Source organism: Aeromonas sp. s12 (genome assembly GCF_040907925.1).
In the GTDB taxonomy this organism is placed as follows: Bacteria; Pseudomonadota; Gammaproteobacteria; order Enterobacterales; family Aeromonadaceae; genus Aeromonas; species Aeromonas veronii.
In genome coordinates this window covers 86,253-111,620 of sequence record NZ_JBFOCT010000028.1, presented here as the reverse complement: position 1 = coordinate 111,620, position 25,368 = coordinate 86,253, and the positions used below count along the sequence as shown (strand labels likewise).

General features: G+C 59.8%; 21 protein-coding genes. 12 read left to right on the top strand and 9 right to left on the bottom strand.

All coding sequences use genetic code 11. The features are described from left to right. The first annotated feature begins 63 nt into the window (after positions 1-63). From metK to ruvX, 7 genes are all read left to right on the top strand, one after another. Entirely contained in the window at positions 64-1,215 is a 1,152-nt protein-coding gene (gene metK, locus AB5Y67_RS14335) for a methionine adenosyltransferase (protein WP_042058491.1), read from the top strand. A gap of 68 nt (positions 1,216-1,283) precedes the next feature. Continuing rightward, a complete protein-coding gene (locus AB5Y67_RS14330; RefSeq protein ID WP_199427485.1) occupies positions 1,284-1,811 on the top strand; it encodes a SprT family zinc-dependent metalloprotease in 528 nt (175 codons plus the stop codon). 73 nt (positions 1,812-1,884) lie between these two features. Continuing rightward, on the top strand, positions 1,885-2,589 hold the full coding sequence (locus tag AB5Y67_RS14325; protein ID WP_199427484.1) for an endonuclease: 705 nt from the start codon (positions 1,885-1,887) through the stop codon (positions 2,587-2,589). A gap of 127 nt (positions 2,590-2,716) precedes the next feature. Next, positions 2,717-3,448 carry a 16S rRNA (uracil(1498)-N(3))-methyltransferase gene (gene rsmE / locus AB5Y67_RS14320; RefSeq protein ID WP_069556423.1) on the top strand — a complete coding sequence of 244 codons (732 nt, stop codon included), beginning with the start codon at positions 2,717-2,719 and terminating at the stop codon, positions 3,446-3,448. A gap of 114 nt (positions 3,449-3,562) precedes the next feature. Next, positions 3,563-4,513: a glutathione synthase gene (gene gshB / locus AB5Y67_RS14315; RefSeq protein WP_047435649.1), complete on the top strand. Its 951-nt coding sequence runs from the start codon at positions 3,563-3,565 to the stop codon at positions 4,511-4,513. Positions 4,514-4,715: 202 nt separating this feature from the next. Then, on the top strand, positions 4,716-5,270 hold the full coding sequence (locus tag AB5Y67_RS14310; protein WP_100646584.1) for a YqgE/AlgH family protein: 555 nt from the start codon (positions 4,716-4,718) through the stop codon (positions 5,268-5,270). A 43-nt stretch (positions 5,271-5,313) separates the two neighbouring features. After that, positions 5,314-5,736, top strand: a complete 423-nt coding sequence (gene ruvX / locus AB5Y67_RS14305; protein ID WP_005343821.1) for a Holliday junction resolvase RuvX — start codon at positions 5,314-5,316, stop codon at positions 5,734-5,736. Between the two features lie 60 nt (positions 5,737-5,796). Here ruvX and dtpB read toward each other — a convergent pair whose 3' ends face one another. The 3 genes from dtpB to AB5Y67_RS14290 form a co-directional block, all read right to left on the bottom strand. Continuing rightward, the gene (gene dtpB, locus AB5Y67_RS14300) at positions 5,797-7,302 is read right to left on the bottom strand and encodes a dipeptide/tripeptide permease DtpB (protein ID WP_199427483.1); all 1,506 of its coding nucleotides are present in this window, start codon (positions 7,300-7,302) and stop codon (positions 5,797-5,799) included. A 711-nt stretch (positions 7,303-8,013) separates the two neighbouring features. Then, the gene (yidZ, locus tag AB5Y67_RS14295) at positions 8,014-8,976 is read right to left on the bottom strand and encodes an HTH-type transcriptional regulator YidZ (protein ID WP_139493771.1); all 963 of its coding nucleotides are present in this window, start codon (positions 8,974-8,976) and stop codon (positions 8,014-8,016) included. An 18-nt stretch (positions 8,977-8,994) separates the two neighbouring features. Next, positions 8,995-10,167 carry an MFS transporter gene (locus AB5Y67_RS14290; RefSeq protein WP_199427482.1) on the bottom strand — a complete coding sequence of 391 codons (1,173 nt, stop codon included), beginning with the start codon at positions 10,165-10,167 and terminating at the stop codon, positions 8,995-8,997. Between the two features lie 365 nt (positions 10,168-10,532). Between AB5Y67_RS14290 and AB5Y67_RS14285 the strand changes: the two genes are divergently transcribed. The 3 genes from AB5Y67_RS14285 to AB5Y67_RS14275 are packed head-to-tail and all read left to right on the top strand — an operon-like array spanning position 10,533 to position 14,450. Next, entirely contained in the window at positions 10,533-11,453 is a 921-nt protein-coding gene (locus AB5Y67_RS14285; RefSeq protein ID WP_199427518.1) for a MoxR family ATPase, read from the top strand. After that, positions 11,453-12,448, top strand: a complete 996-nt coding sequence (locus tag AB5Y67_RS14280) for a DUF58 domain-containing protein (protein WP_199427481.1) — start codon at positions 11,453-11,455, stop codon at positions 12,446-12,448. Before AB5Y67_RS14285 ends, AB5Y67_RS14280 begins: the two co-directional genes overlap by 1 nt. Then, positions 12,435-14,450: a transglutaminaseTgpA domain-containing protein gene (locus AB5Y67_RS14275; protein ID WP_368207874.1), complete on the top strand. Its 2,016-nt coding sequence runs from the start codon at positions 12,435-12,437 to the stop codon at positions 14,448-14,450. Before AB5Y67_RS14280 ends, AB5Y67_RS14275 begins: the two co-directional genes overlap by 14 nt. 62 nt (positions 14,451-14,512) lie before the next feature. Here AB5Y67_RS14275 and AB5Y67_RS14270 read toward each other — a convergent pair whose 3' ends face one another. Beyond that, on the bottom strand, positions 14,513-15,943 hold the full coding sequence (locus AB5Y67_RS14270) for a sodium:alanine symporter family protein (protein ID WP_013724018.1): 1,431 nt from the start codon (positions 15,941-15,943) through the stop codon (positions 14,513-14,515). 701 nt (positions 15,944-16,644) lie between these two features. Between AB5Y67_RS14270 and tal the strand changes: the two genes are divergently transcribed. Both tal and AB5Y67_RS14260 read left to right on the top strand, forming a co-directional pair. Beyond that, entirely contained in the window at positions 16,645-17,595 is a 951-nt protein-coding gene (tal, locus tag AB5Y67_RS14265; RefSeq protein ID WP_076492916.1) for a transaldolase, read from the top strand. A gap of 159 nt (positions 17,596-17,754) precedes the next feature. Continuing rightward, positions 17,755-17,937, top strand: a complete 183-nt coding sequence (locus tag AB5Y67_RS14260) for a DUF3545 family protein (RefSeq protein WP_005338547.1) — start codon at positions 17,755-17,757, stop codon at positions 17,935-17,937. A 313-nt stretch (positions 17,938-18,250) separates the two neighbouring features. Here the strand turns inward: AB5Y67_RS14260 and accA are convergent, their stop codons facing one another. From accA to lpxA, 5 genes are all read right to left on the bottom strand, one after another. Beyond that, positions 18,251-19,201, bottom strand: coding sequence for an acetyl-CoA carboxylase carboxyl transferase subunit alpha (gene accA / locus AB5Y67_RS14255; protein WP_005338549.1), 951 nt, complete (start codon positions 19,199-19,201; stop codon positions 18,251-18,253). Positions 19,202-19,216: 15 nt separating this feature from the next. Continuing rightward, positions 19,217-22,696 (bottom strand): DNA polymerase III subunit alpha, encoded by a 3,480-nt coding sequence (gene dnaE / locus AB5Y67_RS14250; protein WP_064337094.1) that lies wholly within the window; start codon positions 22,694-22,696, stop codon positions 19,217-19,219. Between the two features lie 38 nt (positions 22,697-22,734). Then, a complete protein-coding gene (gene rnhB, locus AB5Y67_RS14245) occupies positions 22,735-23,325 on the bottom strand; it encodes a ribonuclease HII (RefSeq protein WP_199427479.1) in 591 nt (196 codons plus the stop codon). Between the two features lie 118 nt (positions 23,326-23,443). Then, the gene (gene lpxB, locus AB5Y67_RS14240; RefSeq protein ID WP_199427478.1) at positions 23,444-24,583 is read right to left on the bottom strand and encodes a lipid-A-disaccharide synthase; all 1,140 of its coding nucleotides are present in this window, start codon (positions 24,581-24,583) and stop codon (positions 23,444-23,446) included. Further along, the gene (gene lpxA, locus AB5Y67_RS14235; RefSeq protein WP_199427477.1) at positions 24,576-25,367 is read right to left on the bottom strand and encodes an acyl-ACP--UDP-N-acetylglucosamine O-acyltransferase; all 792 of its coding nucleotides are present in this window, start codon (positions 25,365-25,367) and stop codon (positions 24,576-24,578) included. Before lpxA ends, lpxB begins: the two co-directional genes overlap by 8 nt. Position 25,368 lies beyond the last annotated feature (1 nt).

Here is a 25,368-nt window from a genome sequence, read left to right as displayed (position 1 = left end):
TACACCATCCCATTCATCCGGTTATTGCCGTGGCGATAACCCAGACAAGCTGAGACTCTTATCATGGCAAAGCTGTTTACTTCCGAGTCGGTCTCCGAAGGCCATCCCGACAAGATTGCGGACCAGATCTCCGATGCGGTACTGGACGCCATCCTCAAGCAAGATACCAAGGCCCGTGTCGCCTGCGAGACCCTGGTCAAGACCGGTATGGTCATGGTGGCCGGCGAAGTAACCACCTCTGCCTGGGTTGATATCGAAGAGATCGTGCGTGATACCGTACGTGAAATCGGCTACACCCACTCCGACATGGGCTTTGACGCTGACTCCTGCGCCGTGCTGAACGCCATCGGCAAGCAGTCCCCGGATATCAACCAGGGCGTTGACCGCAGCGATCCGCTGGAGCAGGGCGCTGGCGACCAGGGCCTGATGTTCGGCTACGCCACCAACGAAACCGACGTGCTGATGCCGGCCCCCATCACCTACTCTCACCTGCTGGTGAAGCGTCAGGCTGAAGTGCGCAAGAACGGCACCCTGCCGTGGCTGCGTCCGGATGCCAAGAGCCAGCTGACCTTCGCCTACGACGACGCAGGCAAGATCATCGGTGTCGATGCCGTGGTGCTGTCTACCCAGCACGCCGAATCCATCAGCCACAAAGATCTGGTTGAAGCGGTACGCGAAGAGATCATCAAGCCGGTGCTGCCGGCCGAGTGGGTCAACAAAGACACCAAATACTTCATCAACCCGACCGGCCGTTTCGTTATCGGCGGCCCGATGGGTGACTGCGGTCTGACCGGTCGCAAGATCATCGTCGACACTTACGGCGGCATGGCCCGTCACGGTGGTGGCGCCTTCTCCGGCAAGGATCCGTCCAAGGTTGACCGCTCCGCTGCCTACGCCGCCCGTTACGTTGCCAAAAACATCGTTGCCGCCGGTCTGGCCGATCGCTGTGAAATCCAGATCTCCTACGCCATCGGCGTGGCCGAGCCGACTTCCATCAGCGTGGAAACTTTCGGTACCGCCAAAGTCGCCGAAGATCTGCTTGTCAAGCTGGTGCGCGAGCACTTCGAACTGCGCCCGTATGGCCTGATCCAGATGCTGGATCTGAAGCGCCCGATCTACCAGGCTACCGCGGCCTACGGTCACTTCGGTCGCGACGAGTTCCCGTGGGAGCAGACCGACAAGGCCGAGCTGCTGCGTTCTGCTGCTGGCCTGTAAGGCTCGCTGTTGTGATAAAAGGGGAGCCAGGCTCCCCTTTTGCTTATCCGCTATCTGACGAGATGTTGATGTCTGCCACCCCTTCCCAGCTTGTCACCCTGCTGCAACAACGCGTAGAAGCCTGTTTTGTGCAGGCCGAGGCGCGCCTTGGCCGTACCTTCCCCCGCCCGCAAGTCCATTGCAATATGCGCGGTCGGGCGGCAGGATCGGCGCGGCTGGAAACCTGGGAGCTGCGCTTCAATCCCGCCCTCTATCAGGCCAACCAACAGGCGTTTCTGGATGAGGTGGTGCCCCACGAGGTGGCCCATCTGCTGGTTCACGCCCTATGGGGTGAAGGTCACGGCAAAAGCCGGGTCTTGCCCCACGGCCGCCAGTGGCAGTCGGTGATGCGAGAGGTATTCGGCCTTGAGCCCAGAACCACCCACAGCTTCGATCTGGCAGTATTGGCCCAGCGCACCGTGCCCTATCGCTGTCACTGCCAGCAGCATCAACTCTCTATTCGCCGTCACAACAAGGTGGTGCGCGGCGAGGCCCGCTACCACTGCCGCCGCTGCAAGCAACCGCTGGAGCGGGAACGGCCGGAGCCAGAGCAGTAAGCCAGCTTGTGTCGCGCCCCTGTGGTAGGGTGCCCGCCATCGTTCGTCAATCACCCCGTTTGCAAGGAATCCCATGCGTTTCATCTCCTCCCTCGCCCTGACCCTGCTGGCCGGCTTGCCGCTGCTCAGCTCCCCCCTGCACGCCCAGACCTTTCGCGAAGCCAAGCAGGATCTGGTGAAGCTCTATCGCAGTCAGCCTGCGGTCACCACCTTCTACTGCGGCTGCGACATCGACTATCAGGGCAAGAAAATGAACCCGGATCTGGCCAGTTGCGGCTATGAGCCGCGCAAGCAGGCCAAGCGCGCCGCCCGCATCGAGTGGGAACACGTGGTCCCGGCCTGGGAGTTCGGCCACCAGCTGCAGTGCTGGCAGGATGGCGGTCGCAAGAACTGCGAAAAAGCGAGCCCCGAGTTCAACAAGATGGAGGGGGACATGCACAACCTCTTCCCCGCCATCGGCGAGGTGAATGGCGATCGGGCCAACTACCGCTTCTCCGACTGGAACGGCAAGCCGGATCAGTACGGTCAGTGCCAGATGCTGGTGGATTTCAAGGATCGTCGAGTGCAGCCGCCCAAGGGGCCGGTACGGGGCCAGATTGCCCGCGCCTACCTCTACATGAGCCAGCAGTATGGGCTGCGTCTGGCAGCGCAACAGCGTAAACTGTTTGAAGCTTGGGATCGCCAGTACCCGGCAGATGGCTGGGAGTGCGAGCGCAACCGCCGCATCGGCAAGCTGCAGGGCAATACCAATCCCTTTATTGAAAAGCAGTGCCAATAACCCCATTTGACCAGGGAGGGGGATCGCCCCTCCTATCATGAAACCCTTACCCACTGCCGCGTGAGCATTGCTTGCCGCCTCACAGCAGGATATGAAGGGTTTCCAAGCAAGAGACTGACAAGCAGCCATGCGCATTCCACGTATCTATGAACCGGCCACCCTGCAAGTTGGCCAGACCATCGCCCTGTCGGAAGACGGCGCCAACCATATCGGCCGGGTACTGCGCATGCAGCCGGGCCAGCAGCTCGAGCTGTTCAACGGCGATGGCAATCAATACCCCGCCACCATCGCCAGCGTCGGCAAAAAGTCGGTGGAAGTGACCATCGACCGCTGCGACGTCCAATCAGTGGAGTCACCGCTGGCCATCCACTTGGGTCAGGTGATCAGCCGTGGCGACAAGATGGACTTCACCATCCAGAAATCGGTTGAGCTGGGCGTCACCTGCATCACTCCGCTCTTCTCCGAGCGCTGCGGCGTCAAGCTGCCGGCCGATCGGCTGGAGAAGAAGCGCGAGCAGTGGCAGAAGGTGGTGATCAGCGCCTGCGAACAGTGCGGCCGCAACGTGGTGCCAGAGGTGCGCATGCCGATGGAGCTGGACGCCTGGCTGGCGGAAGAGACCAAGGAGCTCAAGCTCAACCTGCACCCGCGCGCCGAGTACAGCATCAACACCCTGCCCGTTCCCGAGCACGGCGTGCGCCTGCTGATTGGCCCGGAAGGGGGCTTGTCGAGCGACGAGATCGCCCGTACCGTGCAGGAAGATTTCAAAGAGATGCTGTTGGGGCCGCGGGTGCTGCGCACCGAAACTGCCGCCCTGACTGCGATCACTGCGCTGCAGTGCCGCTTTGGCGATCTCGCTTGATACTATCGGCCGCATCAATCAGCCTCATGGCTGCATCGACGCAGCCGCAAGCGGCCGATTACGCTGCGCTAATCGACCCTACAACCCTATCGAGCCATTAAAAAGGAACTGCGGATGACCATTAAACTCGGCATCGTGATGGACCCCATCTCGGCCATCAACATCAAGAAAGATTCCAGCTTTGCCATGCTCGAAGAGGCGCAAAAGCGCGGCTATGAGCTCTTCTATCTGGAGATGAAGGATCTCTACATGGAAGCCGGTCGCGCCTTTGGCACCATGCGCCCGCTGACCGTCAAATATGACTATGCCGACTGGTACACGCTGGGCGAGGTGGTGGATCAGCCCCTCTCCAACCTCGATGTGATCCTGATGCGCAAGGATCCGCCGTTCGACACCGAATTTATCTATGCCACCTACATGCTGGAGCGGGCAGAGGATGAGGGTTGCCTTATCGTCAACAAGCCGCAGAGCCTGCGTGACGCCAACGAGAAGCTCTATACCGCCTGGTTTGCCGAGCACACCCCGACCACGCTGGTAACCCGCCGCGCCGACAAGCTGCGCGCCTTCCACGCGAAGCACAAAGACGTGATCTTGAAGCCCTTGGACGGCATGGGCGGTGCCTCCATCTTCCGCATGAAGGAGGATGACGCCAACGTCGGTGTGATTATCGAAACCCTGACCGCCCACGGCAGCCAGTACTGCATGGCGCAGACCTATCTGCCCGCCATCAAGGATGGCGACAAGCGGGTACTGGTAGTGGACGGTGAACCGGTTCCCTACTGCCTGGCCCGTATTCCGGCGCAGGGGGAGACCCGCGGCAATCTGGCGGCCGGTGGCCGTGGTGAAGCACGCCCCCTGAGCGAATCGGACTGGGCCATCGCCCGTGCGGTGGGCCCAACGTTGAAAGAGAAAGGGCTAATCTTCGTCGGCCTCGATATCATCGGCGATCGGCTGACCGAGATTAACGTCACCAGCCCGACCTGCATTCGCGAGATTGAAGCAGCGTTCGATGTACACATCACAGGCATGCTGATGGATGCCATCGAGCGTCGGCTGGGCAAATAATCGCCAGACAGGCTAAACCGGCCTGTTCAGGGGTAACCCGCCCCCGACAAGCCCGGAAACAGAGAGGGTGGCCCGGCGCCACCCTCTCTGTTTCAAGGCAATCCGGAAAGGGGCGGGATCTCGCCCTGCCCAAAAAGCGGTTTTTCCCATGGGGATCAACTGCCATAATTGACCTCAAATACCTTTGCACTATTTGGCCTCTATGCAAACACTGCAAAATCACTTCCTGCTTGCCATGCCAAGCCTGACGGATCCCTATTTCGAGCGCTCGCTGGTCTATCTGTGCGAGCACAACGAAGAGGGCGCCATGGGACTGGTCGTCAACATTCCGGTCGAGATGTCGCTGGAAACCATGCTGACCCAGCTCCAGCTCAGCCCGCCCAACAACCCGGAGCTCAAGCAGCCGGTACTGCAAGGGGGGCCGGTTCACGCCGATCGCGGCTTCGTGCTGCACAGCTTCCGCCCCGGTTTCAACTCCACCCTGCAGGTGGGGGATGAGATGATGGTGACCACCTCCAAGGATATTCTGGAAACTCTGGGTACGAGCGAGGCCCCAGCCCATTGGCTGGTGGCCCTTGGCTATGCCGGCTGGAGCGCCGGGCAGCTGGAGCAGGAGCTGGTGGATGGCGCCTGGCTGGTGATCCCCCCCAATCCGGCTCTGGTGTTCAAGACCCCCATTCACAAACGTTGGCAGCAAGCTGCCGCCAGCATAGGGGTGAACCCGGTTCACCTCTCCAGCGATATCGGCCACAGCTGATCGGCTGGCCCGCTCCGCTCTCTATTTCGAGGATTTATCAGTTATGTCATCACGCAGCATCATGGGCTTTGACTATGGCACCAAGAGCATTGGCGTCGCCATCGGTCAGGAGCTGACTGGCACAGCCCAGCCTCTGCGCGCCCTCAAGGCCAACGACGGCATCCCCAACTGGGACGAGATTGAGAAGCTGCTCAAGGAGTGGCAACCGGACCTGCTGGTGGTCGGTCTGCCGCTGAACATGGATGGCACAGATCAGGAGATCACGGTACGGGCCCGCAAATTCGGCAACCGGCTGCATGGCCGTTTCGGCAAGCCGGTGGAGTTCAAGGATGAACGACTCACCACCACAGATGCCCGCGCCCGTCTGTTTGAGCGAGGCGGCTATCGCGCGCTGGAAAAAGGCAGTGTGGACGGAGTATCGGCGCAGCTGATCGTCGAAGCCTGGATGGAAGAGCAGTACAACTAAGCCATCAACAGCAAGGCAAGGGTCGCAGCCCTTGCCTTGTCTCGCACTATCCTCCCCTCATTACGCTTGTGATTGACCCGCGACCAGCCCCTCGGCCTCTGTCGGCGTTGCATTCATCATCCGGTTGAGCCAGGGCACCATCAGCCCCATCACCACCGCAATCAGCAGGGTCGCCATTCCTATCTTGCCAAACACGCCGGTGTAAATGGGCAAGGTTTGCAGCGGATCCGTCACACCTTGCGGCACGGCGGTAAAAGTCGCCACATAGCCCCCCAGCAGGGACGCCATCGCCTGAGTCAGGAACCACATTCCGAGAATGAAGCCCATCAGGCGTTGCGGCACCAGCGCGGCGACCATCGCCAGCCCCAGCGCACTGATCATCAGCTCGCCCAGACTCTGGAACAGGTAGATAAGCACCATAAACCAGGGGGAGGTCAGCCCCTGCTCATCGGCAAACCACCAGCCGGATGCCGCCGCCGTCAGAAAGCCCAGCGAGCAGAAGAACATCCCGAGGGTGAACTTGAGCGGCATGGTGAGATCCCGCCCCTTGCTACCCATCCGGGTATAGATCATCGCGAGTACCGGACTGCCCACCACCACCCAGAAGGGGTTGAGCGCCTGGAAGCTGATGGGGTTGACGCTCATGCCCAGCATCTCGTGGTGCATGTTGTTGATGGCAAAGAAGTTCAGAGACGTCGGCATCTGGGCGTAAAGCACATAGAAGAGCACCGCCTCCAGCATCAGCACGAAGGCCACATACATCTTGTTGCGGCCCACGGCATCGAGCCTGAACGCCTCGCGAAAGAAGAAGATCACCACGGCGATGGTCACCGTCATCAGCACCATGTTGGCGATCACCACGTGGTGCATCAGCCAGGCGCAGAAGAAGACCATGGCTACCGAACCCAATATAACCAGCAACAGCTTGCTGTAATTCAGTGGCAGGTGATCCGGCTCGGAGCCAATATCCTTGACCATATTGCGGCAGGCAAAGAAGGTAAGCAGCGCAATAATCAGCCCCACCCCGCACAGGTTATAGGTCACGGTATAGCCGTAGTGATCGGCAATCACCGGCGCGAGCGAGAGGGAGATAAGGGAGCCAATATTGATCGACATATAGAACAGGGTAAACGCCCCATCCAGCCGCGGATCTTTTGGCTGGTAGCATTTTGACAGCAGGCTGGCCGGATTGGCCTTGAACAGGCAGTTACCAACTGCAATGGTGCCCAGCGCATAGAAAATCAGGTCGGGATTGTAGATAGAGAGGCCGGTCATAAAGTAGCCTGTCACCAGCACCACGGCCCCCAGCACCATGGTGCGCTTGGTGCCGAGCACATGGTCGCCGACATAGCCACCGACCGAGATCAGACCATATACCAGCGCCGAGAAGGCACCGAAGGTAATAAAGGATTGCTCTTGGGAAAAACCCAGTTGCTGTACAAAGAAAACCGCCAATATCCCCTGCACGCCGTAATAACCGAAGCGCTCCCAGAGTTCGACGAAAAATATCATAAAGAAGGGTTTGGGTTGTTGTAACAACCCGGTGGGTGCTGTTGCTGGACGCATATCAACCTGCCTTTGCTGAGATTTATTTTTATTAATCTGGTGGTGGCTGCCGCACTATTTTTTGCCCGCCATTGCCATAACGGGGAGCACAGTCAGCCTGCCAATCTGGCTATTTTCGGGTGCATGGGCCTCGTTCGATGAAAGGTGTTTTTCATCTAGCCGGTTTCAATTAGGTGTTATCGGGGGATGGTGAGTGGCGTCTCCCAGTACAGTTACCGGCTCCGGGTTCTACCTTTGCTGCATCCCTTTACTCAAGCCGGTTTATCAACCTTGATACTTATTCCCCTCTGCTCCGTCACTCATGGCTGGTGGCTAGATGGACGGGGCATGACACGGCCACAGACGACCTGTGGGGCTGGTTCACTCCGCGCTCTACTGGCTATCACACTACACAGGCGCTATCTAACCCCGTCATTTCAAGGGGAGTCATGCTATATCACTGCAAATACAGGAACTTAATGGTCGATCACACTTTAAAAGCGACCATAGGTGAAGTTTTCTAATGAAACCACATGAATTCTTTTCGTGAAAAGAGCTTCACTCGAGACGTGCAACCAAGGTCAATATGTGCATAAAGAGAGTTGAATGGCACACAGCTTGAACCCGAACTCGGCACTTAAGTCGTGCCAAAGCCCACTCATCCGGGCGATACGACAACAAAAAGCCGAAGCTGATGGCTCCGGCTGATCGATGGGCACCGTCACGGCCACATTAGCGTGGCGATTCATCGTTGTAGAGTCGCCGGATCTCGTTGCGCAGCCACATCACCTTGGCATCCTGATTGTGCCGCTTGTGCCACAGCAAGATGAAGGCGATCTCCAGCTGGGCGTAGAGCTTCTCGGGGAGCGGCAGCGGCATGGCGATCAGATTGCCGTGATGCCGACTGGCATAACCACCGCAGTAGGAAGGGGCCACCGCAATCAGTTCGTGGCTCGACTGGGAGGCAATATGCAGCGCCTGCTCGAAGCTGGAGACCATGATGGGCACCTCCCGCTTCAGCCCCTCGTCCTCCAGCAGACTGTCGAGAGCCCAGGTATCGTTCGCTTCCCACACCATGCTGATCTGGGGGCAGGCCAGAAAGTTCTCCAGCGACCACTTCTGCCCGAGCAGGGGGTGATCCTTGCGCAGGAACACCACCGGGCGATCGGTGAACAGCACCTCGTGATCGATGTAGTAGGGCAAGCGGTTGACCTTGGCTTGGGAGCGGCCATGGGTCTCACGGGCGCAGAAGCCGAGATCTGCATCGCCGTTGACGATGTCGTTGAGGGAGTGGTGATCCCACCCCAGCATCCTGACTACCGAGTTGGGGTACTTCTGGTAGATGGTCATGGGCAGATCGCTCAAAAAGCTGATGTAGAAGGGGGACTCCATCACCAGCGTGAAGCGGGCGCCGTCGGGGATCGCCTCGCTATTGAGCGAGGTGATGCTGTCGGTGAGCTGGAACCAGACTTTCAGCTCCTCCTCCAGGGTCAGGGAGAGGTTGGTGGGCTGCAATCCCTGCCGTACCCGCACAAACAGGGGATCGTCAAACCACTCCCGCAATTTGGCCAGAGACTTGCTCACCGCCGACGGAGTGACACAGAGCTTTTTCGCCGCCCCTGCCACACTGCGCTCCTGCATCAGGTACTTGAACACCACCAGCAGGTTCAAATCGAGTTCACCCAGATTGCGCATATCCCCTCTCATCTTCCATCAGCCCTGCGACCGCACTTCACGAAGCGCGAGCCATGGTAACAGCCCTTTGGCAGCCAGGTAACTGAGCAGTGCCAGCAGCAGGGCGCAGATCAGCATCTCGGTCGGGGCAAAGCCAAGTTGGCCCAGCAGCCAGATATAGAGGCCGGAGAGGCTGATCTGCATGATGCAGAGCACCGCGCTGGCGAACGCCACATTGTGTTGACAACCATCGAGCGCCTCCCCCATCGCCACCCCGAACCCACAGGAGAAGCCGACACAGACCAGCGCAAACCCCGGCAGCAAAAGATGGATATCGCCCCCCGCCTGCCAGCTGCCGATCAGTGAGCAGGCCGCCAGCAGATAGGAGAGATGAGACACCGCCAGCACCTTCTGTTTGCCCAGCCAGCGCAACAGCAGAGGGGTCAAGAAAGAAGTAGACATACTCACCCCGGCCATCACCATCATCACGATGGAGTACTGCTCGGTGGTGAAGCCAAACTCCTTCACCAGGATCAGCGGCGAGACGCTGACATAGACCAAAATAGAGGTCACGCTGGCACTGGTCAGCAGGGAGAGCAGCATAAAGCGCGGCGAGCGCAGCAGGGCAAAAGGCAGCGTTGTGCCCCCCCCCGTTTGCCGGGCCGGGCGGGTCTCCTTGAGCAGCAACAAGTTCACCAGACCGCTGACGGCTGCCACCAGCGCCATCGCCACGAAAATCGCACGCCAGTCAAAATGCGACAGGATGAGGTAACCGAGCACCGGCGCCAGCACTGGGATCACACAGATCACCCCGTTGATCATCGAGAGCGCCATCGCCAGCCGCTCCTGACTCAGCACGTCCCGCAGCACGGTAAAGGTCATGATATATAGCGCACCGGCCCCAACCCCCTGCCAGAAACGACCGAAATAGAACTGACTTATCCCCTCTGCGCTGCCTGCCACCAGCGAGGCGAGGACAAAGATCAGCGCCCCCCCGAGCACCACCCAGCGCCGCCCGTAGCGATCGGCAATCATTCCCCCCAGCAGCACGGTCGCCGCCATGCCAAACAGATAGATGGAGAAGGCCGTGTGGATCTGCGCCTCGCTCGCCTGCAGGGTATCGGCAATCTGGGGCACCGCCACCAGATAGAGATCGATCCCGACCGGATAGAGGATGATCATCAGAAAAGTGCACAACAGGAAAACAAGCATGGATGCTCCATAGCAGATTGGCGTGTAGATGCCTGCCAGATCACAGCGACAGGCGAACAGTGGCGGGGCCAAGGTGGTGACAAAGGTAGCAACACAGCGCGTCGCAATGGGGCAACTATATGGGTGCCCACCGCTCTCACCTAGTGAAGAGATGGCGATCGGTACATTCCAATCAGGAAATATTGTATTGAGTTACGTGCCATAGCGGCCATATTGAATCGAGCAGACTCAGCAATAAACCGGGTCACCTCCCGCTCATAGCCATCCCTGCGCAGCACTTTTACCGCCCGTCTGTTATCTGCCTTCGCTCTTGCGGGCGTATAAGCTGTAGGTGCGACGCAATACAGGGAATGTGTATGAAGGGAATGGAGAGAGAAGAGCAGATTGCCGGGCTGCTGGCGGCACTGGAGCAAGTCATTCTGGGCAAGCCGCTGCAACTGAAAATCGCGCTGGTGACCCTGCTGGCGCGCGGTCATCTGCTGATCGAGGATCTGCCCGGTATGGGCAAAACCACCCTGGCCCACGCGCTGGCACAGGTACTGGGGCTGGCATGCCGGCGCATGCAGTTCACCGCCGATCTGCTCCCCGCCGACCTGCTGGGGTTGCAGATCTTTGACCCCCAGCAGCAAACATTTCGCTTTCACCCCGGCCCCATCTTCACCCAGGTACTGCTGGCGGACGAGATCAACCGCGCCAGCCCCAAAGTACAAAGCGCCCTGCTGGAGGCGATGGCAGAGGGCAAGGTGAGCATTGAGGGGAATACGCATCCCCTCCCCGATCCGTTTTTCGTCATCGCCACCCAGAACCCGGCGGATCAGGCGGGCACCTATCCACTGCCGGAGTCCCAACTCGACCGCTTCGCCGTGCGACTCTCGCTGGGTTTTCCGCCGCGAGAGGCGGAGCGCCAGCTGCTACGCGGCCACCAGCCGACGGGCCCACTGCCCGCCATGCTGGATGCTGCCGGACTCGCCACCTTGCAAAGCGAAGGGGATGCTATCCATGTTTCCGATGCCACCCTCGACTACCTGCTGGCGCTGGTGCACCAGAGCCGCTTTGATGGGGATCTGCCACAGCCCCTCTCCCCCCGTGCAGCCCAGACCTTGCTGGCGGTGAGCCGTGCCTGGGCGCTGGTGGCGGGGCGGAGCTTTGTCACGGTGGAGGATGTGCAGGCAGTCTTCCCCTATGTGGCCGAGCATCGGCTGCGGGGCAGCTTTGGCGTACAGCACGGCGAAGCCTGTCCCCTTAGCCAGCGGCTGCTGGCCAGGGTCGATCCGGACAATCCCTGATGAGCAAATTGCTAAACCGTTGGCAGCAGTGGCGAGCCCGCTGGCAGCGACGCTGGCTCGACCGCCGCATTCCCCCGGCCCGCCAGATCACGTTGGGTACCCGCAGCCTCTTTATCCTCCCCACCCGCATGGGGCTGCTCTATCTGCTGGTGCTGCTCGCCATCTATCTGCTCGGCACCAATTACCAGAACAATCTGGTGCTGCTGGTGGCCTACTGCCTCGGCAGCCTGTTTATGGCCGCCATGTGGCTCACCCACCGCAATCTGCTGGGGCTGGAGCTGCTGGGGGGCCCACTGATGCTCGGGGAAGCGGGTAGCCAGCTTCCTATCCGTATCTTGGTGCAGAGCCCGCGCCCGGTACAGGCACTTCACTTTAGCCTCAACGAAGGCGCCCTCTGGCTGGCACAGGCCGACGCTGTGCCCAGCACAATTATCCTGCCAGTATCGGGCTCGCGCCGTGGGGCACTGCCCCTTGGTCGATTGCGGGTCGAGAGCCGCTACCCTCTCGGCCTGTTTCGCTGCTGGTCCCTGCTGGACTTGCAACTGGAGGGCTGGCTCGCCCCCAAACCCGCGTTCGGGGCACTAAGAGGGGAACATGCGACCCAAAGCGAAGGGCATCAGGGCCAGCCCGCGCCAGCTCCCCTCGGTGACTTTGATACCCTGCGGACACATCAGGCCGGTGAGCCACTGAGCCGAGTCGCCTGGAAGCAACTTGCCCAAGGGCGCGGCCTGCTGACCAAACAGTTCCATGAACCGCAGCAGGATGACACTCACCTCACATTGCCGCGGGTCGCAGGCGGGGATCTGGAGCAACGGCTGGCGGTGCTGGCCTGGTGGTGCGCCGATTACGGCAAGCGGGGCATCCCCTTCACCCTGACGCTGGCAAACCAGACGCAGGGGCCCGATAGTGGCGCCACCTTTGTGCAGCGCTGCCTGCTGGCACTAGCCCAGTTCGATGCCACACCACCGAAGAGCACGCCAGATGCTGCTCGATAACCGCCGCCTGCTGCCACTCATCGCCCTGCAACAGCTGCTGCTGGTCGCTGCGCTCTGGCCCCAGTTGCAACTCTGGGTAGTGGCAGTGGGCGCCATCACCCTCGGCGTCCGGGCCATGATGCTGTGGCGCGGCTGGCCGCCCCTGCCTGCCCGCGGGTTGGCGCTGCTGGCCATCACTACTGTGCTGTTGCTGGGACTACAGTGGCGTGGCTTGGGCACCCTGCCCGCCCTGATCAATCTGCTCTGGCTCGGTTATAGCCTCAAAATGATCGAGGTACGGCGCGAGCGGGATATCGAGCTGGTGCTGCTGCTCGCCTTCTTTCTCATCGCGCTGGCGCTGGTGCAGCGACAGAGCATCGGCTGGACGGTCGGAATAACAGTAGCGCTCTGGCTGGCAGTGACCGCGCTGGTGGCCGCCATCGCCCCCGAACAGAAAAGGCCATGGCGCAGCGCGGGTGGCTCCCTGCTGCTGGCGCTTCCTCTGCTCATCACCCTGTTTCTGCTGCTGCCAAGGCTGCCGCCCCTCTGGCAGATGCCCACCACCAGCCGCGCCCTGTCGGGGCTCTCGGAAGAGCTGGCCCCCGGCGATATCAGCGAACTGGTCAACTCATCGGAGCTGGCCTTTAGGGTCACCTTTGCCGATGGCCCGCCCCCTGTCCGCGAGCGCTACTTTCCGGTGATGCGCCAAGAAGTTTTCGATGGTCAGCGCTGGTTGCTGAGCCCCGAGGTCAAAGCATGGCAGCAGACAGTGCCGGTGCAGACCGGGCTCACCCTTCTGGCATCCTCTTCACAAGCCAATACTCAACTGGCAGATAACCCGTTGCCAGCCGGGAGCTACGAGGTGATTGCCGAGCCCCAGCGCCACCGCTGGGCCTTTGCCCTGAGCGAACCGCGCCTGCTGGCGGGACCGGTAATGCTCACGCCTCTCGACACCCTCTATCGGCAGGGGAGCGGCGAGGTGGCGATCCGCTATCGCATTAGCCGCGGCGAAGCGCTGCCCGAGGATGACCACCAAGCCGCCCAGCGCAACCTGCAACTGCCAGCCGAGGGCAACCCGAGAGCGCGAGCTCACGGCCAAGAGCTGGCCGCACGCCATCCGGATCGCGCAGAGCTGGTCGCCGCCCTGCTCGCGCAGTTTCGCAGCCAATCCTATTACTACACCCTGACACCGCCACGGCTTGGCAGTGACGGGGTGGATGAGTTCCTGTTCGATACTCGGCGCGGCTTTTGCGGCCACTACGCCATGGCGACCGCTTTCGTACTGCGCGCTGCCGGTATTCCGGCACGGCTGGTCACCGGTTATCTCGGCGGCGAGTTGAATCCCAGAGGCAACTATCTGGCGGTACACCAGTTCGATGCTCACGCCTGGGTGGAGTATCTCGATGAAGGAGGAACATGGCGGCGAATCGACCCCACAGCGGCAGTGGCGCCGGAGCGCATTGAAGGCGGCGTGAGGGAGGCGCTGAGCGACGAGTTTACCGCCGCCGACCCCCTAGCTTTGCAGCGTTATCGCAACTGGGCTCTGCTCAATCAGCTGCGCTGGTGGGGCAACAATATCGACTACCAGTGGAGTCGCTGGGTGATTGGTTACGATGCGGGCCAGCTCTGGCAACAAATCAGTCTGCGCTGGCCTGCACTGGCGGGATACACTCCCTGGTTGATCCTCGCCAGCCTGATGCTGGTCGCCCTGCTGGTGAGCTTGCCCCTGCTGTTGCCCGCACGTCTGCCGCCAGAGCGGCGCATCTGGCAACCCCTGCTCAAACGGGGCAAACGCAGCGGCTATTCCCCAGAGCCTGCCGAGAGCATGGGAGCATGGTGCGAGCGGCTAGCACGGCTGCGTCCCGACCTTGCCCATCCCCTGCTAAAGGGTGCGTGGCTCTATCGCCGCTGGCGTTATGCCCCCCTCAACGACCGGCAACAAGGGCGCTGCTGGCGCCAGTTGCAACGGCGTATCAGGCAACTCGTTCGGCGCTGGGATAAGCAACCGAAAAGCGCGCCATAAAAGAAGGGGGAGCCACCGGCTCCCCCTTCAGGTTTTAATCAAGAGGTTTGACTTACCGCTTGTTATTTTTTGGTCGGATTGTCCCAGATCCCCTCTTCCAGCTGGGAGCGGATCTCGGGGTATTTGTTGGCATCGAAGGTGGGCACCTTGCCCAGCCGGAGCTGGTCGTTGTAATCCTTCGCCAGCTTGATGGCAACGCTGGAAAGCAACAGGATCGCCACCAGGTTGACGATGGCCATCAGACCCATGGAGACATCCGCCATCGCCCACACGATCGGCAGCTCACCCACGGCACCGAACATCACCATCCCCAGCACGAACACTCGGAACAGCATCAGGCCACCCTTGTGGTTGTGCTCGAGGAACACCAGATTGGTCTCGGCATAGGAGTAGTTCGCCACGATAGAGGTGAAGGCGAAGAAGAAGATGGCCGCCGCAATGAAGATGTTGCCACCGCTGCCAATCTGGGAGGATAGCGCCCGCTGGGTCAGCTCGACACCGGTCACGCCGGATCCCGGCTCAAACTGACCGGACATCAGGATGATGGCGGCGGTACAGCTGCAGATGACGATGGTGTCCATAAAGACCCCCAGCATCTGCACATAACCCTGAGAGGCCGGGTGCGGCGGATAGGGAGTGGCAGTAGCCGCGGCGTTGGGCGCAGAGCCCATCCCTGCTTCGTTGGAGAAGAGACCGCGCTTGATACCGTTGATCATCGCCTGGGAGATGGCATAACCGAGCGCACCCGAGCCTGCCTGCTCAATCCCGAAGGCGGACTTGATGATCAGCATGAAGACATGGGGCAACTCGGTAATGTTCATCGCTACAATGACCAGCGCCAGCAGAATGTAGGCCAGCGCCATAAAGGGCACCACCAGCTCGGCAAAACGGGCGATGCCACGAATGCCGCCGAAGATAATCAGGCCGGAGAGAGCCACCAGCGCCAGACCGCTGACCCAGTCAGGAATGCCAAACGCCACCTTCATCGCCAGACTGATGGAGTTGGCCTGCACCGCGTTGAACACAAGGCCAAATGCCAGGATCAGACAGAGCGAGAAGACCACCCCCATCCAGCGCATGCCAAGGCCTTTCTCCATGTAGTAGGCCGGGCCACCACGGTAGTTGCCATCCTCATCCTTGACCTTGTAGAGCTGGGCAAGGGTGCTTTCGACGAAGGCGGTCGCCATGCCGATAAAGGCAATCAGCCACATCCAGAAGATGGCGCCGGGGCCACCCAGATAGATGGCGACAGCCACACCGGCCAGGTTGCCGGTGCCGACACGAGCGGCAAGGCTGGTACAGAGGGCCTGGAAGGAGGAGATGCCTGCGTTGTCCGATTTACGGCTGTTTTTCAGCACGGAAAACATGTGGCCAAAGTGACGGATCTGGATAAAACCCAGGCGGAAGGTGAAAAAGATACCGACCCCGATGAGCAGGTAGATGAGCACGGCTCCCCACATCAGGTCGTTTAGCATCGCAATCAAGGTGTCCATAATTCTCTCGTTGTTATTCACATCCATGGCCAGTCTGCGCTGACCGTTTTCTGTCTGTCGTTTAATTAGCGTTTCGCTAAAGGGGCGGAATCTAGCACAGCGGGAGAGCCCGGAATAGTGATCCCGGTCACGCGAGACACAAAAAACGAACGGTAAAAGCCCATAAAGCTCCATTTAAATCGCAAACTTTCAACAAACTCAATAATTCAATCAGACAGGCCACCATTAAGCCCCATAAGAGAACCTTTTTGATATATCCCTGATGAGCTATGCGAAAACGCAAACGCTTGCATGAAATGGCTTTCAAACGGAGACATTTCGCCAAACGTTTTCGCTGTAATTAAATTTCAAGTACGTAGCGAGATAATTTATGTGATCGACGACACAAATATGGATATTGGCTAAAAAAGTTCAGCTGAAAGCAAACCGGAGCGAGGTCGGAATGAAATGTAAAAAACCTTACTAATCATATAGTTTCAAGCCATAAAACGGGATGACTCAACAGCCTGAATGTTTAACAACCAAGCGCCCCTATTGCAGGATGCAGCACATCAGTATTAATTAGGCAGGCAATGACGATGGGCCGCCCCCATCGCGCTTTTCTGAGCCTGAGGCACCAAGATCCTGTAATTTTATTTCAGAACCACCGTCTCAAGCCCGCAACCCAGGGATTACTCCCTCATTAAGAGATGATATTCGCTATGGCCGATAAATTAACCCAGCTGAAAGCCCTGACCACTGTTGTTGCCGACACCGGTGATATCGAAGCCATCAAACGCTATCAGCCCATCGATGCCACCACCAACCCCTCTCTGGTTCTGAAGGCCTCCGAGATCCCCGAGTACGCTCCGCTGATCGAAGACGCCATCAACTGGGCCAAAGCCCAGAGCCAGGACAAGGCACAGCAAATCATCGACGCGGGCGACAAGCTGGCCGTCAACATCGGTCTGGAAGTGCTGAAGATCGTTCCTGGCCGCATCTCTACCGAAGTGGATGCCCGCCTCTCCTTCGATACCGAAGCCAGCATCGCCAAGGCCCGCAAGCTGATCCGTCTCTACAACGAAGCGGGTATCAGCAACGACCGCATTCTGATCAAGCTGGCCTCCACCTGGGAAGGGATCCGTGCCGCTGAAGTACTGGAGAAAGAGGGTATCCAGTGCAACCTGACCCTGCTGTTCTCCTTCGCCCAGGCCCGTGCCTGTGCCGAAGCCGGTGCCTTCCTGATCTCCCCGTTCGTGGGTCGCATCCTCGACTGGTACAAGGCCAAAAATGGCCGTGATTACACCGCCAGCGAAGATCCGGGCGTGGTCTCCGTCACCTCCATCTACAACTACTACAAGCAGCACGACTACCCGACTGTCGTGATGGGCGCCAGCTTCCGCAATACCGGCGAGATCCTGGAACTGGCCGGTTGCGACCGCCTGACCATCGGCCCGGCCCTGCTGGAAGAGCTGAGCAAGACCGAAGGGACCGTGGTACGCAAACTGGACTACACCGGTGAGCGCAAGGCCAAACCGACCCCGATGACCGAAGCCGAATTCCGCTGGGAACTGAACCAGGATGCCATGGCTCACGAGAAGCTGGGCGAAGGCATCCGCATGTTCGCCATCGACCAGGGCAAGCTGGAAACCATGCTGGCAAGCCGCCTGTAATCGGTTCTTTTTTCTGATAAAAACCGGGCCCCTAACAAGGGGCCCGGTTTTTTTCATGGGCTTTTTTAGCGCTGTCATAGAGTCGTCACGAAAACGTTTTAATTTCAGATTCGTTATGTTATACGGGTGGTGAAAACGATAAAAACCAAGGAGGGAGCCATGGAAATGTTCAACTTCGATTATGACGAGGTGGTTGAACTCGGTTCGCGTAGCCGCGGGACAACGGGAAAAAAACGTAAATGGCGTGAAATCGAGGCGTTGAAAGACAAACATCGCCTGCAGAAGGAGCTGCAATCCATCGATATCGCCTATGAAGGTCTTACAGACGAGATTGAACTGTAATACCACCAGACACCTGTAAAAGCGCTCCGCACAGCCGGGGCGCTTTTTTATGCCGCAATCGGATGATCAAGCGGCATGTCATGCCACCGCTAACGATTCCACAGGATGCAGCGGGCAGGCGACAGACAACGCGTTGCCGCAGTCCCTGACAGCCCTCACCAACGGCATGGCATACCAACCCTGCCCCTCACCCGCGAAGAGTGAGCGGCGCCGTTTCAGGGCGCGTTGGCGCAATCACCGCAAGACAAGTCATCAGCAATAAAAAACCCCCGTCGATGACGGGGGCCTGAATATTCGGGATTAACGGCTGCGCTTAGCAGTAGCCGTAGCCCAGCAGACGCTGGTAGCGCTGCTCCAGCAGTTGCTCGGTATCGAGCGGACGCAAGGCGTCCAGATCCTGCTTGATGCGAGCCTTGAGGTTTTTGGCCATCTTCTCCACATCGCGGTGGGCACCGCCGAGGGGCTCGTCGATCACGTGGTCGATCAGCTTGAGCTCTTTCAGACGCTGGGCAGTGATGCCCATCGCTTCGGCAGCTACGGAGGCCTTGTCGGCACTCTTCCACAGGATGGAGGCACACCCTTCCGGCGAGATGACGGAGTAGGTGGAGTACTGCAGCATGTTGACCCGGTCACCCACGCCGATTGCCAGCGCACCACCGGAGCCACCCTCACCAATCACGGTGCAGACAACCGGCACGGTCAAACCTGCCATCACTTTCAGGTTGCGGGCAATCGCTTCGGACTGGCCACGCTCTTCGGCACCGACGCCGGGGTAAGCGCCCGGGGTGTCGATAAAGGTGATGATCGGCATCTTGAAGCGCTCGGCCATCTCCATCAGACGCAGGGCCTTGCGGTACCCTTCCGGACGCGGCATGCCGAAGTTGCGCTTGATCTTCTCTTTGGTCTCGCGACCCTTCTGGTGACCAATCACCATCACAGGCTCACCGTCGAGACGGGCGATGCCGCCGACGATAGCCTTGTCATCGGCATAGGCGCGATCGCCAGCCAATTCGTCGAAATCGGTGAAGATATGCTCGATATAGTCAAAGGTGTAGGGGCGCTGGGGATGACGCGCCATCTGGGATACCTGCCAGGCCCCCAGATCACCGAAGATCTTCTTGGTCAGCTCTTCGTTTTTCTTCTCCAGCCGGCGGATCTCGTCTTTCAGATCCACGGCGTGATTGCCTTCACTCACATGTTTGAGTTCATCAATCTGCGCCTGCAACTCGGCAATCGGCTGTTCAAAATCCAGAAAAAGACTCATAGGGCCTTAGAACCTCTAATCAAAAACCAATTCAACCCGCTCTCGTCCAAGCAGGACTCGCAAGTCATCTATCAGTTGATCGGTGGGCGTCACCCGCCACTCGGTACCGAGCGTCAATCGCACCCGGGAGCCGGGGCGACGATAGTTTACCTGAACCGGACAGACTCCGGCACGGGCGGGCTCCAAAATCTCGCACAAACGCGGGAAAAAGCGATCATCAATCCGCTGTTCATCGAGGGAGATGCGGATTGCTCTGGCAAAACGCTCCCTCGCATCGTTGATATCCAGTAATTCTCGAGCCGACATTTTAAGGCCACCGGAGAAGTCATCAAAGCTGACCTGTCCAGAAACCACCAAAATGCGGTCTTTTTGCATCAATTCTTCATATTTTTCCAGCGCTTCACTGAACAGGGTCACATCGAGGCGACCGGAACGGTCGTCCAGGGTGAAGATCCCCATCTTGTTGCCACGCTTGGTCACCATGCTGCGGGCCGCAATCACCAGCCCCGCCGCCGTGGTCACGGTATCGCGGGAGGTGGGATGCAGATCGCACAGGCGACCCGAGGTATAACGACGCAATTCGCTGCTGTACTGGTTGATGGGGTGGCCGGTGAGATAGAGCCCGAGAGTCTCGCGCTCCCCTTCCAGCCACACCTTGTCAGGCCAGTGCGGCACGTTGGCAAACGCCTTCTTGACGTCGTCAATCTCTTCGGTGAGCACGCCGAACATGTCGACCTGCCCCACCGCCTGCGCCTTGGCGTGCTGCTCGGCGGCCCGCATCGCCTCCTCCAGGGTCGCCATCAGGGCGGCACGGTGGGGGCCGAGCCGATCCATGGCGCCGGAGAGGATCAGCTTCTCCATCACCCGCTTGTTGAGCTTCTTGATGTCGACCCGGTTGCAGAAGTCGAACAGATCGCGGAACGGGCCGTCCTGATCCCGGGCGCTCAAGATCGCATCGATGGGGCCTTCACCGACCCCTTTCACCGCCCCGATCCCGTAGACGATATGGCCATCTTCGTTGACCGAGAAGCGATAGCGCCCAGTGTTCACATCCGGCGGGATCACAGTGAGCCCCATCCGCTGGCACTCATCAACCAGGGTCACGATCTTGTCGGTGTTGTCCATATCGGCGGTCATCACCGCCGCCATGAACTCGGCCGGGAAGTGGGTCTTGAGCCAGAGGGTCTGGTAGGAGACCAGCGCGTAGGCGGCGGAGTGGGATTTGTTAAAGCCGTAGCCCGCAAACTTCTCCACCAGATCGAAGATCTTCATCGCCAGTTCGCCGTCGACGCCATTCTTGACGGCACCCTCCTCGAAACCGGCCCGCTGCTTGGCCATCTCCTCGGGCTTTTTCTTACCCATCGCCCGGCGCAGCATATCCGCGCCACCCAGGGTATAACCCGCCAGGGTCTGGGCGATCTGCATCACCTGCTCCTGATAGAGGATGATGCCGTAGGTCGGTTCCAGAATCGGTTTCAGGCTCTCGTGCTGCCACTTCTCGTCCGGATAGGAGATCGCTTCATTACCGTGTTTGCGGTCGATGAAGTTATCCACCATGCCTGACTGGAGCGGGCCCGGTCGGAACAGGGCCACCAGAGCGATCATGTCTTCGAAGCAGTCGGGGCGCAGTCGCTTGATGAGATCCTTCATGCCGCGGGATTCCAGCTGGAATACCGCCGTGGTCTCGTAGCGCTGCAGCAGGTCGAACGACTTCTTGTCATCGATGGGGATGGCGGCGATATCCACTGGCGGCTTGCCCTCTTTGGCAAGACGCGGGTTTATCATGCCGAGCGCCCAGTCGATGATGGTGAGCGTTCGCAGACCCAGGAAGTCAAACTTCACCAGACCGGCGTATTCCACGTCGTTCTTGTCGAACTGGGTGACCGGGTGATGGCCTTCGTCATCGCAGTAGAGCGGCGCAAAGTCGGTGATCTTGGTGGGTGCGATCACCACGCCACCGGCATGTTTACCGGCGTTGCGCACCACCCCTTCCAGGCGGCGGGCCATGTCGATGAGGTCTTTGACCTCCTCATCCTGCTCGTAGAGCTCGGGCAGCTTGGGCTCGGCCTCGAATGCCTTGGCCAGCGTCATGCCCGGATCCGGCGGGATCAGCTTGGAGATGCGATCCACAAAGCCGTAGGCATGGCCCAGCACCCGGCCCACATCCCGCACCACCGCCTTGGCCGCCATGCTACCGAAGGTGATGATCTGGGACACCGCATCCCGGCCATACATGTCGGAGACGTGCTCGATCACCTCGTCGCGTCGGTCCATGCAGAAGTCGACGTCGAAGTCGGGCATGGATACCCGCTCGGGGTTCAGGAAACGTTCGAACAGCAGGTCAAATTCCAGCGGGTCGAGGTCGGTGATCTTGAGGGCGTAGGCCACCAGGGAGCCTGCACCCGAGCCCCGGCCCGGGCCAACGGGAATGCCGTTGTCCTTGGACCACTGGATAAACTCCATCACGATGAGGAAGTAACCCGGGAAGCCCATCTGGTTGATCACTTTCAGCTCGATGTCGAGACGCTCGTCATACTCGGGACGACGCTCGGCACGCACCGCCGGATCCGGGAACAGGAACTCGAGACGCTCCTCCAGACCCTCTTTCGACTTGGCCACCAGAAAATCTTCGGTAGTCATGTCACCGGTCGGGAAGTTGGGCAGGAAGTACTCGCCAAGACGCACCGTCACGTTGCAGCGCTTGGCGATCTCCACCGTGTTTTCCAGCGCTTCGGGGATATCGGCAAACAGCTCCGCCATCTCCTCCTGACTGCGCAGGTACTGCTGGGGGCTGTAGCGACGGGGACGGCGTTTGTCCATCAGGGTATAGCCATCGTGGATGGCAACCCGAATCTCGTGGGCGTCGAAGTCATCGGCGTTGAGGAACACCACCTCGTTGGTGGCGACCACTGGCAGCTCGAACTCGGTGGCGATGGCCACCGCCATGTGCAGGTAGACCTCTTCGTCGGGTCGACCGGTACGCAGCAGTTCGAGGTAGTAGGCATCGGGGAAGTGGGTCTGATAGAAGGCGACACACTGCTCGGTCATCTGCCGGTTGCCCTTGAGCAGGAACTTGCCCACATCCCCCTCGCGTCCGCCGGAGAGGACGATCACCCCCTTGGCATGCTCGGCGAGCCAGCTCTTGTCGATAACCGGACGCCCCTGCACGTGGCCGCGCTGGTAACCGCGGGAAATAAGCAGGGTGATGTTCTGGTAGCCGTCGTTATCCATGGCTAGCAGGGTGAGGCGGAACTGCTCGTCGCCGAGCTCATCGCTCTGCACCCAGAAGTCGGCACCGACGATGGGCTTGATCCCCTTGCCGTGGGCCGCGCCATAGAAGCGCACCAGACCGCACATGTTCATCTGATCGGTCAGCGCCAGCGCCGGCATGTTATTGGCCGCAGCAGCCCCGACGATGGGGTTGATCTTCTGCAGGCCATCGACCATGGAGAAGTCGGAGTGGACTCGCAGGTGGATAAAACGGGGGTCAGCCATCGTCATCTCCTCTCGCTGCTCAAACTAAATGGCATGGTCTACTCGATCCCCAGTGCGCGACGCACAGGCTTGAAGCTCTTGCGATATTCGGGCAACGGGCCACGCTCGGCCAGAATGGCGAGGTGCTCCGCAGTCGGATAACCCTTGTGGCGGGCAAAGCCGTACTCGGGATGACGGCTGTCCAGCTCGGTCATCTCCGCATCGCGGGTCACCTTGGCGAGGATCGAAGCGGCACTGATGGCGGCCACCAGACTATCGCCCTTGACCACGGCGCGCGCTTCCATCGGCAGCGCCGGACAGCGGTTGCCATCGATAAAGACCAGCTCGGGGGTCACCTTCAGCCCCGCTACGGCGCGCTGCATCGCCAGCATGGTGGCATGCAGGATGTTGAGCTCGTCGATCTCCTCCGGAGTGGCGCGGCCGATGGCGAAGGCAAGTGCCTTCTCTTTGATCTCATCAAACAGGGCGAGGCGCTTCTTCTCGGAGAGCTTCTTGGAGTCAGCCAGCCCGACAATGGGATTGGCGGGATCGAGAATGACCGCAGCGGTGACCACGTCACCCACCAGGGGGCCACGACCCACTTCGTCCACACCGGCAACCAGCTTGTCGTCAGGAATATCGATCATCATCTTGTAGCCTTGAATCAAAACAGGCCCCGTGGGGCCTGACAGGGGTCGACTGGCGCGGTATCACCGCTCGAAAACGAATCTACGGGTAGCTCGGCGCAATCGACGGTCCGAAATAGCGTTATCCGCCGAGCAGATCCGCCACCGCATCGGCGGCCTGCGAGTCGGCATTGCAGCGGATCAGCTGGTGCAGCTCGGTGAAGGTGTTGACCAGCGCACTGTTGTCGTGCTCGAAGTACTTGCTCACCTCTTCCACCAGATTCTCCGGGGTACACTCGTGCTGGATGAGTTCCGGCACCAGCATGCGACCGGCGAGCAGGTTGGGCAGAGAGACAAATTCGGTCTTCACCAGTCGCTGGGCCAGCCAATAGCTGAAGGGCTTGAGCTTGTAGCCCACCACCATCGGCTTTTTCACCAGCATGGCTTCGAGTGCCGCGGTGCCGGAGGCCAGCATCACCACGTCGGCGGCGATCATCGCCTCGCGGCCCTGCCCTTCCAGCAGCACCATGTCGAGACCCGGCGCTACCTCGGCCTTAATGGCCATAAACTGCTCGCGCCGTTTCTGGTTGACCAGCGGCACGATAAAGCCGAGATCCGGATAGCGCACCGTCAGGTGTTTACACGCTTCGAGAAACAGGGGGGACATAAAGCCCACTTCTGCGGTGCGGCTGCCCGGCAGCACCGCCAGCCAGCGGCGATTGGCATCGATACCGAGATTGCGACGCACGGCAGCCTGATCCGGCACCAATGGAATGTCATCCGCCATGGTGTGACCGACAAAACGGCAAGGGGCGTCGAAGCGGTCGTAGAAGGCTTTCTCGAACGGCAGGAAGGCGAGCACCATGTCGGTGGCGGCCTTGATCTTGTGAATGCGGTTCTGGCGCCAGGCCCACACAGAGGGGCTGACATAGTGAACCGTCTTGATACCGGCGCGGCGCAGTTTCAGCTCCACTCCGATATTGAAATCCGGTGCATCCACACCGATGAAGATATCGGGCGGATTGGCAATAAAGTGGCGCAACAGTTCGCGACGGACCTTGAAGATGCGCGGCAGACGGCCCAGCACCTCGGTGATCCCCATGACGGAGAGCTCTTCCATCTCGAACAGGGCCTTGACGCCGAGGGCCTGCATCCGCGGCCCGGCGATCCCTTCGAACTGCGCATCCGGGTAGCGGGCTTGCAGCTCGCGCACCAGACCGGCAGCCAGAATGTCGCCGGAGACTTCTCCGGCGACGATACCGATACGAACCGGATCAGGCACGGATGATCCCGCGCTCGTTGTCTTTGAGGAAGTCCACATAGAGCTGGACGGCCGGTTCGGCTTGCGCCATCTCGATCAGCACCGGCAGCACCTCTTCGACGGTCTTGCCGGAGCGGAAGATCTCTTTGTAGGCACGCTTGACGGCAGAGATGGCCTCGGCGCTGAAACCGCGGCGACGCAGACCTTCGGAGTTGACCCCGAACGGCTTGGCGTAGTTGCCGGCGGCCATCACGTAAGGCGGCACGTCCTTGTTCAGGGCGGCGCAGCCACCGACGAAGGCGTGGGAGCCAACTCGGCCGAACTGGTGAATGGCGGAGAGACCACCAAAGATCACGAAGTCACCAATCACCACGTGGCCCGCCAGGGTCGCGTTGTTGGCGAAGATGCAGTTGTCACCGATGATGCAGTCGTGGGCAACATGAACGTTGACCATGAACAGGTTGCCGCTGCCCACCTTGGTCAGGGATTGATCCTGAATGGTGCCACGGTGGAAGGTGCAGTTCTCGCGAATGACGTTGTTGTCGCCAATTTCGAGGAAGGTGCGCTCACCGGCGTATTTCTTGTCCTGGCAATCCTCACCGATGGAGGTGTGCTGGAAGATCTTGTTGCCGCGACCAATCTTGGTCGGGCCCTTGATCACCACATGGGAACCTACCCAGGTGTTGTCACCGATTTCCACCTCGGCGCCGATGACAGAAAAGGGGCCGATTTCAACCCCTTTACCGATCACGGCAGACTCATGGACGATGGCAGTATCGTGAATGATGGCAGTCTGGTCGATCACG

Bases quoted from the DNA above. Each gene is read 5' to 3' on its own strand.
- AB5Y67_RS14325 (WP_199427484.1), top strand. From the start codon at position 1,885: ATGCGTTTCATCTCCTCCCTCGCCCTGACCCTGCTGGCCGGCTTGCCG.
- AB5Y67_RS14280 (WP_199427481.1), top strand. From the start codon at position 11,453: ATGAGCAAATTGCTAAACCGTTGGCAGCAGTGGCGAGCCCGCTGGCAG.
- tal (WP_076492916.1), top strand. From the start codon at position 16,645: ATGGCCGATAAATTAACCCAGCTGAAAGCCCTGACCACTGTTGTTGCC.
- rnhB (WP_199427479.1), bottom strand. From the start codon at position 23,325: ATGATGATCGATATTCCTGACGACAAGCTGGTTGCCGGTGTGGACGAA.
- gshB (WP_047435649.1), top strand. From the start codon at position 3,563: ATGACCATTAAACTCGGCATCGTGATGGACCCCATCTCGGCCATCAAC.
- AB5Y67_RS14275 (WP_368207874.1), top strand. From the start codon at position 12,435: ATGCTGCTCGATAACCGCCGCCTGCTGCCACTCATCGCCCTGCAACAG.
- AB5Y67_RS14290 (WP_199427482.1), bottom strand. From the start codon at position 10,167: ATGCTTGTTTTCCTGTTGTGCACTTTTCTGATGATCATCCTCTATCCG.
- AB5Y67_RS14310 (WP_100646584.1), top strand. From the start codon at position 4,716: ATGCAAACACTGCAAAATCACTTCCTGCTTGCCATGCCAAGCCTGACG.
- AB5Y67_RS14285 (WP_199427518.1), top strand. From the start codon at position 10,533: ATGGAGAGAGAAGAGCAGATTGCCGGGCTGCTGGCGGCACTGGAGCAA.
- dnaE (WP_064337094.1), bottom strand. From the start codon at position 22,696: ATGGCTGACCCCCGTTTTATCCACCTGCGAGTCCACTCCGACTTCTCC.
- AB5Y67_RS14330 (WP_199427485.1), top strand. From the start codon at position 1,284: ATGTCTGCCACCCCTTCCCAGCTTGTCACCCTGCTGCAACAACGCGTA.
- AB5Y67_RS14270 (WP_013724018.1), bottom strand. From the start codon at position 15,943: ATGGACACCTTGATTGCGATGCTAAACGACCTGATGTGGGGAGCCGTG.
- rsmE (WP_069556423.1), top strand. From the start codon at position 2,717: ATGCGCATTCCACGTATCTATGAACCGGCCACCCTGCAAGTTGGCCAG.
- dtpB (WP_199427483.1), bottom strand. From the start codon at position 7,302: ATGCGTCCAGCAACAGCACCCACCGGGTTGTTACAACAACCCAAACCC.
- metK (WP_042058491.1), top strand. From the start codon at position 64: ATGGCAAAGCTGTTTACTTCCGAGTCGGTCTCCGAAGGCCATCCCGAC.
- yidZ (WP_139493771.1), bottom strand. From the start codon at position 8,976: ATGCGCAATCTGGGTGAACTCGATTTGAACCTGCTGGTGGTGTTCAAG.
- ruvX (WP_005343821.1), top strand. From the start codon at position 5,314: ATGTCATCACGCAGCATCATGGGCTTTGACTATGGCACCAAGAGCATT.
- AB5Y67_RS14260 (WP_005338547.1), top strand. From the start codon at position 17,755: ATGGAAATGTTCAACTTCGATTATGACGAGGTGGTTGAACTCGGTTCG.
- accA (WP_005338549.1), bottom strand. From the start codon at position 19,201: ATGAGTCTTTTTCTGGATTTTGAACAGCCGATTGCCGAGTTGCAGGCG.